This window comes from Burkholderia sp. Ac-20379 (assembly GCF_017104645.1).
Classification (GTDB): domain Bacteria; phylum Pseudomonadota; class Gammaproteobacteria; order Burkholderiales; family Burkholderiaceae; genus Burkholderia.
Genome location: NZ_JAAGPF010000242.1, coordinates 1 through 11,436, shown reverse-complemented (window position 1 = coordinate 11,436; position 11,436 = coordinate 1). Strand labels below are relative to the sequence as shown.

The 11,436-nt window shown below is 64.1% G+C and carries 13 protein-coding genes and 1 pseudogene; 3 read left to right on the top strand and 11 right to left on the bottom strand.

The annotated features are described in order from the left end of the window. The coding region (locus G3N92_RS24385) for a DUF3348 family protein (RefSeq protein ID WP_206130161.1) at positions 1–315 on the bottom strand (315 nt) is incomplete at its 3' end. A gap of 141 nt (positions 316–456) precedes the next feature. Next, positions 457–888: a GNAT family N-acetyltransferase gene (locus G3N92_RS24380; protein WP_206130160.1), complete on the bottom strand. Its 432-nt coding sequence runs from the start codon at positions 886–888 to the stop codon at positions 457–459. Between the two features lie 208 nt (positions 889–1,096). Between G3N92_RS24380 and G3N92_RS24375 the strand changes: the two genes are divergently transcribed. Then, a complete protein-coding gene (locus tag G3N92_RS24375) occupies positions 1,097–1,558 on the top strand; it encodes a MarR family transcriptional regulator (RefSeq protein ID WP_206130159.1) in 462 nt (153 codons plus the stop codon). 122 nt (positions 1,559–1,680) lie between these two features. On the opposite strand, the gene G3N92_RS24370 is transcribed toward G3N92_RS24375, so the two are convergent. Together G3N92_RS24370 and G3N92_RS24365 are read right to left on the bottom strand one after the other, a co-directional pair. After that, positions 1,681–3,174: a sodium:solute symporter gene (locus G3N92_RS24370; RefSeq protein ID WP_206130158.1), complete on the bottom strand. Its 1,494-nt coding sequence runs from the start codon at positions 3,172–3,174 to the stop codon at positions 1,681–1,683. Further along, entirely contained in the window at positions 3,171–3,383 is a 213-nt protein-coding gene (locus G3N92_RS24365; protein ID WP_206130157.1) for a DUF3311 domain-containing protein, read from the bottom strand. The genes G3N92_RS24370 and G3N92_RS24365 overlap by 4 nt, the downstream gene beginning before the upstream one ends. A 351-nt stretch (positions 3,384–3,734) precedes the next feature. Here G3N92_RS24365 and G3N92_RS24360 point away from each other — a divergent pair, with 351 nt between their 5' ends. Further along, a complete protein-coding gene (locus tag G3N92_RS24360; RefSeq protein ID WP_206130162.1) occupies positions 3,735–4,478 on the top strand; it encodes an SDR family oxidoreductase in 744 nt (247 codons plus the stop codon). 52 nt (positions 4,479–4,530) lie between these two features. Here G3N92_RS24360 and G3N92_RS24355 read toward each other — a convergent pair whose 3' ends face one another. The 7 genes and pseudogenes from G3N92_RS24355 to G3N92_RS24325 form a co-directional block, all read right to left on the bottom strand. After that, the gene (locus G3N92_RS24355; RefSeq protein ID WP_206130156.1) at positions 4,531–5,859 is read right to left on the bottom strand and encodes a virulence factor; all 1,329 of its coding nucleotides are present in this window, start codon (positions 5,857–5,859) and stop codon (positions 4,531–4,533) included. A 17-nt stretch (positions 5,860–5,876) separates the two neighbouring features. After that, complete coding sequence (locus G3N92_RS24350) at positions 5,877–6,134, bottom strand: PAAR domain-containing protein (protein ID WP_206130154.1); 258 nt, start codon at positions 6,132–6,134, stop codon at positions 5,877–5,879. A gap of 8 nt (positions 6,135–6,142) precedes the next feature. Then, a complete protein-coding gene (locus G3N92_RS24345; RefSeq protein WP_206130152.1) occupies positions 6,143–7,600 on the bottom strand; it encodes a virulence factor in 1,458 nt (485 codons plus the stop codon). Beyond that, entirely contained in the window at positions 7,597–8,412 is an 816-nt protein-coding gene (locus G3N92_RS24340; RefSeq protein WP_206130151.1) for a hypothetical protein, read from the bottom strand. Before G3N92_RS24340 ends, G3N92_RS24345 begins: the two co-directional genes overlap by 4 nt. A gap of 29 nt (positions 8,413–8,441) precedes the next feature. Continuing rightward, positions 8,442–8,897 (bottom strand): annotated as a pseudogene (locus tag G3N92_RS24335) (contractile injection system protein, VgrG/Pvc8 family); the annotation flags it as partial. 265 nt (positions 8,898–9,162) lie between these two features. Beyond that, positions 9,163–9,798, bottom strand: a complete 636-nt coding sequence (locus G3N92_RS24330; protein ID WP_206130149.1) for an NAD(P)-binding domain-containing protein — start codon at positions 9,796–9,798, stop codon at positions 9,163–9,165. Between the two features lie 53 nt (positions 9,799–9,851). Continuing rightward, on the bottom strand, positions 9,852–10,712 hold the full coding sequence (locus G3N92_RS24325) for an inositol monophosphatase family protein (RefSeq protein WP_206130148.1): 861 nt from the start codon (positions 10,710–10,712) through the stop codon (positions 9,852–9,854). Between the two features lie 103 nt (positions 10,713–10,815). On the opposite strand from G3N92_RS24325, the gene G3N92_RS24320 reads away from it, so the two are divergent. After that, positions 10,816–11,436, top strand: a 621-nt coding sequence (locus G3N92_RS24320) for a LysR family transcriptional regulator (protein ID WP_206130147.1), incomplete at its 3' end; no start/stop codon positions are given.

Here is an 11,436-nt window from a genome sequence, read left to right as displayed (position 1 = left end):
GCCCGGGCGGCCATGACGCGGCGCGCGCGCGGGGGCGAGCAGCGCGTCGTTGGCGATCGCCTTCGACAGCGCCGAGCGCAACGCGAGGCAGCGCGCCGCCTCGTCGCCGCCCTGCGTGCGCAAGCCGGCCACCGCGGCGGGCGCGGGGGCGGCCAGCACGGAGGAGAGCGCGATCGCGTCGGTCCAGCCGACCCATTCGCTGAGCCGGTCGGGCAACGGCAGCGCGGTGCGCGGCACGTCGGGCTGGCCGAGGCGCGTCAGAAGTCGGATGAGAGCCGGCGCGTTCAGTGAGGTGCGCGGCGGGGTGGGCAACATGCTGCGAACGAGAAAAAAAGGCAGCAGTTTACACAACGGCGCGGCCCGCCACGCGGTTTTAGGTGGCGGGCCGTGCAACGCGGGGCTGCGGGCGGTGCGGCGAGGGGCTGCGGATGCGCTTCCGGCAAGGCGCGCAGGCCGTCAGGCCGCACTCAGCGCCTTCTTCATGAAGTAGCGCGAAAAGCCGGTCGGATAGTCGGGCAGTTCGGCGAAACAGGCATAGCCGAGCCGTTCGTAGAACGGCCGCGCCTGAAAGCTGAAGGTGTCCAGCCAGGCGTGATGGCAGCCGCGCGCGACGGCTTCCTGCTCGGCGAGCCGCATCAGGTGCGTGCCCACGCCGCCGCCGCGCGCCGCTTCCGGCACCACCAGCAGTTGCGTGAACAGCCACTCGTAGCCGGTCACGCCCCACAGGCCGCCGACGATCCCGCCGCTCGCATCGCGCAGCGCGACGACGAGCGGGCGATGGCCGGCCGGCGCGCCGCTGGCGTGCGCGTTGTACTGCACGAGCGGTTCGACGATGCGTTTGCGGACAGCCTCGTCCGCCTGATCGGTCAACGTATAGGTATAGGTCATGGTCGTTCGATCCGGTGAAGGGGAGGCGCGGCGGCCGGGCCCTCCGGTTCGCCGCGCGAAACGTCAGATATAGCGGACGGGCGCGCGGCTTGCAACGGCGCGGCGCCGCCAGCAGCAAACCGGCCGGCTGACTGCCCGCCTGACATATGCCTGTCGGCATGCCGCTATACAATCCGGCGCTCGCAATCAGGCATCGACACGAGTATTCATGACCCGTCCGGACCCGGCCGACCGCGCCACCCCGCAGCTCGCCGATTTTCTCTGTTTCGCCGTGTATTCGGCCAATCTGGCCTTCGGCAAGGCGTACAAGCCGAAGCTCGACGCGCTCGGGCTGACCTACACGCAGTACATCACGCTGGTGGCCGCGTCCGAGAGCGAGGCGCAGACGGTCGGCCAGCTCGGCGAGCGCCTCTACCTCGAATCGAACACGCTGACGCCGATCCTCAAGAAGCTGGAATCGCTCGGTTACCTGGCGCGGCAGCGCGCGCAGCACGACGAGCGGCAGGTGCTGATCAGCCTGACGCCGCAAGGCTGGCAGTTGCGCGAATCGTTGGGGAAGGTGAGCCTGGCCGACGCGAGCGGACTGTCGGCCGAGGAGTTCGACGCCACGCAGAAGGCGGTGGCGCGGCTGCGCGACCGGCTCGTGGCGTCGGTGCGGGACGGCGCTTGAAGGCCGTCTGACGATCAGCGGGCGCCGCGCGAATGCGACGCCCGCCGATCACCGGTTGCGGACGCGAGCATCCGCGCCGGTTCCGGCCGTCCCGCCATGCGGCGCGGGGCGGCCGGCAACGCTCAGGCTGCCGCGCCGCGGCCCGGCTGCGGCCGGTTCGAGGTCAGCGCCGAGATCGCCAGCGTCACGACGATGTTCACCGCCAGCGCGATCAGGCCGATATAGAGCGTGTAGGAGCCCGAACCGAGGTGCAGCGTGTACACCGGCTTCAGGCCCTGCGAGGCCGCCAGCGCGGTGCCCACCACGATCCCCGCCAGCCAGCCGATCAGCAGGCCCGTCGAGCTCAGGCGGCGCGTGTACAGCGAGAACACCACCGCCGGCAGGATCTGCAGGATCCACATCCCGCCCAGCAGTTGCAGGTCGATCGCGTACTGCGTCGGCGCGGCGACGATGAACACCAGCGCGCCGAACTTCACGATCAGCGACACCAGCTTGGCCGTCGAGGCCTCGCCGGCCGCCGATTGATTCGGCGACACCAGCGGACGCCACAGGTTGCGCGTGAACAGGTTCGCCGCGCCGATCGACATGATGGCGGCCGGCACCAGCGCGCTGATCGCGATCGCGGCGGCGGCGAAGCCGACGAACCACGACGGGAACAGCGTGTGGAACAGCGCCGGCACCACGTCGGTGGGCGACTTGACGTGGATGTCCGCGGCGATCGCCATGTAGCCGAGCAGCGCGATCAGGCCCAGCAGCACCGTGTAGGCCGGCAGGAAGATCGCGTTCTTCTTGACCGTGGCGGCCGAGCCCGAGGCGAGCACGCCCGTCATCGTGTGCGGATACATGAACGCCGCCAGCGCCGAACCGAGCGCGAGCGAGGCATACGCCGTGAATTGCGTCGGCTTGAGCAGGATGCCGGTCGGGCCGCCCTTGGCCGCGAAGTGCGCGTCGGCCAGTTCGAACACGTGCGCGTAGCCGCCGAGCTTCACCGGGATCAGGCAGACCGCCGCGATCACCACGATGTAGATCATGATGTCCTTCACGAACGCGATCATCGCCGGGGCGCGCAGGCCGCTCGTGTAGGTGTAGAGCGCGAGGATCAGGAACGCGATGACCAGCGGCAGCTCGCCCGACACGCCGAGGCCCTTGATGACCACCTGCATGCCCACCAGTTGCAGCGCGATGTAGGGCATCGTCGCGACGATGCCGGTGATCGCCACCGCTGCGGGCAGCCACTTGCCGCCGAACTCGCCATGCACGTAGTCGGCCGCCGTGATGTGGCCTTTCGCGTGCGCCACCTTCCAGAGCTTCGGCATGACCGCGAACACGAATGGGTAGACCACGATCGTGTAAGGCAGCGCGAAGAAGCCGTAGGCGCCCACCGCGTACACCAGCGCGGGCACCGCGATCACCGTGTAGGCGGTATAGAAATCGCCGCCCACCAGGAACCACGACACCACCGTGCCGAACTGGCGGCCGCCGAGGCCCCATTCATGCAGTTGCGTGAGATCGCCGCGCTTCCAGCGCGCCGCGACGAAACCGAGCACCGTGACGAGTGCGAAGAATGCGATGAAGACGGTCATCGCGACCGGATCGATCGAATAGCCGTCGTTCATTTTTCGCTCCGGTAGACCAGAAACAACAGCACGGACGTAACCGGAATCCACAGCAATTGATACCAGTAGAACATCGGCAGGCCTGCAAACGACGGCTGGCCGTAGTTATAGAACGGCAGCCATAAAAGCGCGACATACGGAATCAGCAGCGCGACCCAGACCCATAGCGGTTTCCGTTTGCGTGCATCGTCTTGAGGGCTGTCTGCCATCGGTCTCTCCTCCTGCGTGGTGGGCTTCGTATCGGGATTATTGAGTTAAGCGAATCGGCCGTGAATCGGGCCGATTGCGATGAAGCGGCTCGATTGTGAGCCATTCTGAGATAGCTTGCAGTAGCCAAACGAATGTCGTTGCCGTCATCGGACGAAATTGAAATGGTTTTCTTTCAAATTGCTTTTGAATAAGCCATCAATGCTTACGAATTAATTTCATTCAATTGCCAGACCGGTAAGACCAGTTAGGCATGCGCAGTATGGATGCGCTTTACGCATGGGCTTTTTACAGCCGAAAATACGGCTTTTTACCGGGTAAAAATCGCGCCCGCTCAACCGGACGATAACGTCATGACTACTTCGCAGCCCGTTGCATTGGTGACCGGGTCGACATCCGGCATCGGCGCGGCCATTGCCCGCCGGCTTTCGAACGATGGGTTTTCAGTTGTCCTGCATTCGCGCAATTCGGTGGACGTGGGGCATGCGCTGGCGCGCGAACTCGGCTCGGCCGCCTATGTGCAGGCCGACCTTGCCGACGATGCCGACCGCGTCCGGCTCGTGCGCGAGGCGGTGGCCGAGTGGGGCCGGCTCGACGTGCTGGTCAACAACGCGGGCATCAGCCGCGTGATTCCGCATGCCGATCTCGCGGCGGCCACGCCGGACGTCTGGCAGGAACTGCACGAGATCAACGTGGTGGCGCCGTTCCGGCTGATCGCCGAGGCGCAGGCGGCGCTGAAGGCGGCCGCCGCGCGCGGACGGCCCGGCTGCGTGGTGAACGTCAGTTCGCATGCGGGCGTGCGGCCGAAGGGAGCGTCGATTCCGTACGCGGCCACCAAGGCGGCGCTCAATCATGTGACGCGCTTGCTGGCGGTGTCGCTCGCACCCGAGATTCGCGTCAATGCGGTCGCGCCGGGGCTGGTCGATACGCCGTTGACCGCCGACTGGACCGCAGCCCAGGCGCTATGGCGCGAAAAAGCGCCGATGCGGCGCGCGGCCGGCCCGGACGATATCGCGCAGGCGGTGGCGTGGCTGGTTGCTTCGGATTACTTGACGGGGGAGATCGTGATGTCGGATGGGGGGCTGAATTTGATGTAGGGGCGGTGAACTGCCCCCGGGGGCGTCGAACGGCGCTCGGTACTTCCGTATTTCAATACGAATAGCCTTGAATGCCGTAGTTCGTGTCGTGGCGGCGGCCCCACCAGATCAGGTAGGCGTTGTCCTCGCCGCGAGCGCGGAACCAGTTGCTGTCCGCGTCGATCGGCGTGAGCTTCGATGGCGGCAGAACGACAACAGCGGTTGGTTGATTGGCGTCGGTGGTGCCTGCGACGAGTGCGTTGCCGCCGAAATGATTGACTCGGCCGATGGCGAGTGCGATGTCGGTGAGGGCGGTGCCGGCGCCCATATCGCCAAGCAGGGCCGGCGTGTTGAAGACTTGCTTCGAGTAGTCGAATTCCGGCAGCGTTTCCGTGAGTGTTTGCGACAGCGAAGCGAGGCGGGCGGATGCCGCATCGCTGCCTTTGCCTGTGTCGTGCACGACGAACTGAATGCTGGCGGGATCGACACGGGCGTTGCTGGCGGCTTGCGCGATCGTCGCCTTCCAGGCCTGAACGGCGCGTGTCGTGCCCGGTTTGGCTTCGTAGTCGCCGACCTTGGCCGTTGCCGCCTTGCCGATCCAGGCCAGCGGTTCGCGTTCCGTCTTGAGGTCGGGGCCGGCGAGGAACAGGACCGTGAGGTTCTCGTTCATCTGCTCGTCCTTCGGCGGGAAGCTGGGTGCGTCCCAGCTCATGACCCACACGCTTTCCTGTGGATGCGTCTGCAGATAGTCGAGCGCGGCGTTCAGCGACGTGAAGCCGGCGTTGGCGTCGCCAGTGTGTGTCTGGATGTCGGCCGGCAAGTCCTTGCTCCAGAGGTCCTTGGCCGACGGGTTGCCGATTTCGAAGTAATCCTTGATTTGGTAAGCGAGGTAATCCTTCGCTTCCTTGGGGGTGAGGCGAGGCGGAATGGCGAACTCGACGCGGATGCCGGCCAGTTCACGCCAATGGCGTTTGCTGGAGGGTTGAACGGTATAGAAGTAGTGCCCGTTGAGGACGTATTTTTCGGCGAAAAGAACTAAAAATGAATCGATATATTTTTCGTAAAATCCGTCGAAAATTTCGCGCCCGTTGTTGCCATCAGCAATGCCAGCGACGGGGCGGACTGAACTGAATGACTTTGGGTCTTTCCTGACCATGTCGTCGTTGTTGTTAGGGTTGACGAGTCCCATGGTCCACAGCAATTGCCATTCCGTCGGATAGTCGCGCCGCTGCAGCGGATTAAGCCATTCAAGCCCAACAACCTGTGCCATGAACGGCATTTTTTCTGCCGATGCAGGCGGGGAAATCGATTGCCCTGCATCGAGGCGCGGGCTTGAACACGCCGTGAGCAGCGAGAGGAGCGTGGTGCCAGTAACAGCAAGCCATCCGACTCGTTTCTTCATGTTTTTCCAATCGTTGGTCAAGCACGCCCGGATGTCGGTACGGAAGAGATGAGCACCGCGCCGCACGACGTCCTGTGTCCATCGAACGCCGCTGCGCGGCCTTCCACCTGAAAGTCGGAATCGCCTTCGACGATCACGCATTCCCCGTGTATCGGGCACGTGCAACGATCTCCGACGCGGGCCGTGGCGCGGCCCATGACTTCGCTGTTTGCCGCGCCGGATTCGACGCGGCCGCCGTGACTGTGTATGTCGCCTTCGCGAATGATGCCGCGCATGGTCCGCCTCAGTACGAATAGCCTTGAATGCCGTAGTTCGTGTCGTGGCGGCGGCCCCACCAGATCAGGTAGGCGTTGTCTTCGCCGCGAGCGCGGAACCAGTTGCTGTCCGCGTCGATCGGCGTGAGCTTCGATGGCGGCAGAACGACGACGGCGGTTGGCTGATTGGCGTCGGTGGTGCCTGCGATGAGTGCGTTGCCGCCGAAATGATTGACTCGGCCGATGGCTAGCGCGATATCGGTGAGGGCGGTGCCGGCGCCCATGTCGCCAAGCAGGGCAGGTGTATTGAAGACTTGCTTCGAGTAGTCGAATTCCGGCAGCGTTTCCGTGAGTGTTTGCGACAGCGAAGCGAGGCGGGCGGATGCCACGTCGTTGCCCTTGCCGGCGTCGTGCACGACGAACTGAATGCTGGCGGGATCGGCGCTGGCGTTGTGCGCGGCTTGCGCGATCGTCGCCTTCCAGGCCTGAACGGCGCGTGTCGTGCCCGGTTTGGCTTCGTAGTCGCCGACCTTGGCCGTTGCCGCCTTGCCGATCCAGGCCAGCGGTTCGCGTTCCGTCTTGAGGTCGGGGCCAGCGAGGAACAGAATCGTGAGGTTCTCGTTCATCTGCGCATCCTTGGGCGGGAAGCTGGGGGCGTCCCAATTCATGACCCAGACGCTTTCCTGCGGATGCGTCTGCAGATAGTCGAGCGCGGCGTTCAGCGACGTGAAGCCGGCGTTGGCGCCGCCGGTGTGGGTCTGGATGTCGGCCGGCAAGTCCTTGCTCCAGAGGTCCTTGGCCGATGGGTTGCCGATTTCGAAGTAATCCTTGATTTGGTAAGCGAGGTAATCCTTCGCTTTCTTGGGGGCGAGGCGAGGGGGGATGGCGAACTCGACGCGGATGCCGGCCAGTTCACGCCAATGGCGTTTGCTGGAGGGCTGAACGGTATAGAAGTAGTGACCGTTGAGGACGTATTTTTCGGCGAAAAGTCGTAAAAAAGAATTGATATATTTTTTATAAAATCCGTCGAAATTTTCCTCTCCATCGTTACCATAAGCAATACCAGCAACCGGGCGAACCGTGTTGAATGATTTCGGGTCGCTCCTGACCATATCATCGTTTTTATTCGGTTTGACAAGTCCGACCGTCCACAGCAATTGCCATTCCGTCGGATAGTCGCGCCGCTGCAGGGGATTAAGCCATTCGAGACCTACAACTTGCGCGAGGAAAGGCGTTTCCTTGGCGGATTGGGATGGCACTGGCGACGTATCGGGGGCTGCAGTGTCTGCCGTTGATGCTGCCCATGCGGTGGAAAACGAAAAAATAGCAATACCCATCAAAGCCGGTAGGCCGATCCACCTTGTCATGTTCTCTCCAACGCTGTGAGATTGTGCGCTGCTGCAGACTGCAACGATACCTGCTACAAGTAGTGCGCCTGAAAAAGTCAGCATGATTCGCTTCGACCGAGAGGCAATCAACCATCTCATGCGACCTCCCCGATGCCGAGTAGTTTTCCGCCTTGGCGCTTGTCATCGATAGATTCGGGTAGCCTTGCCTCCGGATCTTTGATCACCCAATCCTGCAAGAATTCGCCATCCATTTTTCCTTTGTCGAAATATGTCGAATAGGTGTTATTCGGATTATCGCTCGCCAAATCACCGCCAAACCGCCAGTCCGCTTCGATTCTGAATTGATTCAACTGCTTTGGCGAAATTCGACTCACCCCGATCGCCACATCGTAGGCCAGCGCCTTCTCCGCGTGCATCGGGTTGGTCATGATGGTCGAATGGTTTGTCGGGTTGTTCACGGCGGCATCGAGAATGTGCACGACCTGCTTGTTTCGCCATGCCTGATAACCTTCCGGCATCTGCGCATCGGGGCCGGCTTCGCCTACCACCACATCGTTCTGAACCCATTGGGGGTTGTTGTCGTGACGCGCTTCCATGCGCGCGATGGCGTGGTCCTCGTAGCGCTGCGAGGCTTCGCTATCCACGTCGCCGTGAGGCGCCATCTCGCCGGCGTGCTTGCCCTTGGCGCGATAGCTGTCGTAAGGATCGGCAGGATCCGCCACGGTCTTGCTCTTGTTGCGCGCGGCGGCCACCGGATCGTTGTCCTCGTTGAAATCGCTCGTCGCGTTCCCGTCCTTCACGCTGACGACGGCGCCGTAACGCATTGCCTGCGGCGCGAATGATTTCGGCAGGGCGGGTGCGTCGCACAGCACATTCCAGCCTTTCGGCGGATCGGCATTGGTGCGCATCATGCCGAGCGACGAGGTCGCCATCGTCACGATATAGAGCACCGGCGCCGCGGCAATCGTGCCGACCTTGCCGCGAGTGCCGGGCTACGTTGGCGCCATTCCGCGAGCAGCGTCGAGAGGATGTCGACGACGCTCAAGGTTCGGAACACGCGGGAATTGACGCGTTTGTCCATCATCGACAACGCATCGCTGATCGTCAGTTGATAGACGCACAATTCGCCATCGCTCTGGCCGATCTGCACGTTTTGAACGATCGCGTTGATGACCTGCAATTGGCCGCGATCGGTGACGAGCCGAATGGAGACAGGCACGCCGAGGAAAAGCCGCGGCGGCAGATCATGCCGAGGCGACACGCAAGTCAGATAACCGTGAATGCCGGTGATCAAGCCTTCGTGAATCCTGGCGTGTTGAAGCGCAAGCAGATGGCCTAGCTCGCCTTGCGCCTTGCCGAAATTCAACGCCACCGGCCTGCGGTTCCAGTCGACTGCCCCCGATGCGAAGCTGCTTATTGTTTCGCTTATCGACACAGCTGTTCTCTCAATATTGTTTGATTCTTGTTGGATTCGGCTGCCTGGTTGGCGCGGCCAATTTCACTCCTGTTTTTGTGACGCGATCATAACAAATTTGTGAAAATAGTTTGACCGGATTTGCCGATTTTTAAAGTTTTCAGGTCTAGTTTTGTCAAAACATAATGGCGACGAATCGTTTTCTGAGATCGCAGAATCACAAAATAAACAATCCCGGCGTACCGCGATCGTGCGATCGCAGTACGCCGCCGTTTCCGGTAAAACCTCAGCCCGCCACCGTCAACGCAAACGGCTTGAACCCCGCCGCGCGCACGATGTGCGGCACCATCAGCATCATCGCTTCCGTCGCCTGCGCCGATTCGATCGCGCCGAGATCGAGAACGTCGTGCGTCGGCCAGCCCAGTTCGATCAGCAGCCGCGTCACCTCGCGCTTGGCGTCGCCGTCGTTGCCGCTCAGGAACGCCTTCGGCGGCGTGGCCAGCGAGCCCGGCGCGGTCATCACGCTGAAATGCATCGTGTTCAGCGTCTTGACCACCTGCGTGCCGGGCAGCGCGGCCTGCAACTGTTCCCCGAGGCTGCTGCCCGCATAGAGCAGGCCGCCCGGCATGCCGTCGGGCAGGCGCGCGGTGGCATTGGCGAGATCGAGCAGGATGCTGCCCTTCAACGCATCGCCCAGCGCACCGAGACTTTCCAGCGCCACATGGCCGGGCAGGGCGTTGATCACGAGGCGCGACATGCCGGCCGCTTCCGCCAGCGTGGTGTGATGCACGGCCGGCCCGAGCCAGCGCGCCGCGCCGGCTTGCGGATTGCGATGGCCGACGGCGACGCGATGGCCGAGCTTGACGAGCGCTTGCGCGAGCGAGGTGCCGACGCGTCCCGCGCCGAGAATGCTGAGATTCATATGGATATCCTGATTGGTTTGCTGCAATGGGTTGAACGTTGGCGCGTGGCGCGTCAGGCCACGTCGCGCAGCGCGTCGATGCATTCGGCATGAATGCCGGGCGCGCAGGCGAGAAAATCGTCGCTGGCGAGCGTCCACGGTCGGCCGCGCAGGTCGGTCACCACGCCGCCCGCCTCGCCGATCAGCAGCGCGCCGGCGGCTTGTCCCGAGCGCACGTTGCTGTGCTGCCAGAAGCCGTCGATCTGTCCGGCCGCCACCTGCGCGAGCTGGAATGTGGCGGGCACGGTCATGCGCACCACGAGCGCCCGGCGCAGCATCGCCGTGATCGACGCCCCGATGCGGCGGTGCGTGGCGTCGCTTTCGCCGGGCTTGGCCTGGCCAGTGGTCACGATGGCGGCGCGCAGTTCCGTTTTGGCGGCGGCGCGCATCGGCACGCCGTCGACATAGGCCACGCCGCTGTCGCGCACCGCCGTGTAAAGCCGGCCGGCCACCGGCTCGTGGATCGCCGTGAGCACCGGCACGTTGTCGCGGATCAGCGTGGCGCTGACGCCCCATTCGGCGAGGCCATGCACATGGTTGACGTTGCCTTCGACGGGATCGACGAGCCACCATTCGCCGTCGGGCAGTGCGCCGCCTTCGAGTTCGTCCTCGACCCAGCGCGCGGCGGGGCGCGCCTGCGTCAGCAGCGGGCGCAGCACGGCGAGCGAGAGGCCGTCGTTGGCGTGGATCGCCTCGACCACGCCGGGCAATGTGTCCGGCGTGCGGGTGTGCGAGCTGAAGCGGCGCAGCATGGCGTCGCCCGTGGCCCGCACGGCGGCGACGGTGGCCGCCAGCAGCGCGCCGTCGGCCGCCAGGGTGCCAGCCTGCGCGGCAAGCCGGGCGGCGATGGGTTGATCGGGGTCCTGAGTCTTCATATCCGGTTGCACTCCTGAATGCGCATCGGCGCGAACAGGCTTCATTTTTCAGCGGCGAGTGATTAACATCAAATCACTTGTCGTTACCGCTGAGTTAACCCAAATGCAACTCGATATGAACCTGCTGGTGGCGCTCGACGCCTTGCTCGACGAAGGCAGCGTGGGCGGCGCGGCGGCGCGCATGCACGTCAGTTCGCCGGCGATGAGCCGCACGCTCGACCGCATCCGGCACATGACGGGCGACGCGATCCTGGTGCGCGCCGGCCGCGCGATGACGCCCACGCCGTACGCGGAATCGGTGCGCGAGGAGGTGCATGCGATCGTGGCGCGCGCGCAGGCCGTGCTGGCGCAGCAGCGCCATTTCGACGTGTCGCAACTGACGCGCAGCTTCGTGATCCAGTGTCACGACGCGCTCGCCTGCACCTTGGGGCCGGCGCTGCTGGCGCGCCTGCGCGAGGCCGCGCCGCACGCGAGCCTGCGCGTGCTGGCCGAGGCGTCGACCGATGCGCCCGAATGGCGGCAGGGGCAGATCGATCTGCATATCGGCGCGGCGATTCCCGCGCAGGCCGACATCCGGCACGCGGTGCTCGGCCACGACACGATGGTCGTGGCGATGCGCGCCGGGCATCCGCTGGCCGGGGGGCGGCTCACCGCGCGCCGCTATGCGGGCGCGGAGCACATCATCGTGTCGCGTCGCGGGCGGCTGCGCGACCCGGTGGACGAA

Bases quoted from the DNA above. Each gene is read 5' to 3' on its own strand.
- G3N92_RS24380 (WP_206130160.1), bottom strand. From the start codon at position 888: ATGACCTATACCTATACGTTGACCGATCAGGCGGACGAGGCTGTCCGC.
- G3N92_RS24375 (WP_206130159.1), top strand. From the start codon at position 1,097: ATGACCCGTCCGGACCCGGCCGACCGCGCCACCCCGCAGCTCGCCGAT.
- G3N92_RS24370 (WP_206130158.1), bottom strand. From the start codon at position 3,174: ATGAACGACGGCTATTCGATCGATCCGGTCGCGATGACCGTCTTCATC.
- G3N92_RS24365 (WP_206130157.1), bottom strand. From the start codon at position 3,383: ATGGCAGACAGCCCTCAAGACGATGCACGCAAACGGAAACCGCTATGG.
- G3N92_RS24360 (WP_206130162.1), top strand. From the start codon at position 3,735: ATGACTACTTCGCAGCCCGTTGCATTGGTGACCGGGTCGACATCCGGC.
- G3N92_RS24355 (WP_206130156.1), bottom strand. From the start codon at position 5,859: ATGAAGAAACGAGTCGGATGGCTTGCTGTTACTGGCACCACGCTCCTC.
- G3N92_RS24350 (WP_206130154.1), bottom strand. From the start codon at position 6,134: ATGCGCGGCATCATTCGCGAAGGCGACATACACAGTCACGGCGGCCGC.
- G3N92_RS24345 (WP_206130152.1), bottom strand. From the start codon at position 7,600: ATGAGATGGTTGATTGCCTCTCGGTCGAAGCGAATCATGCTGACTTTT.
- G3N92_RS24330 (WP_206130149.1), bottom strand. From the start codon at position 9,798: ATGAATCTCAGCATTCTCGGCGCGGGACGCGTCGGCACCTCGCTCGCG.
- G3N92_RS24325 (WP_206130148.1), bottom strand. From the start codon at position 10,712: ATGAAGACTCAGGACCCCGATCAACCCATCGCCGCCCGGCTTGCCGCG.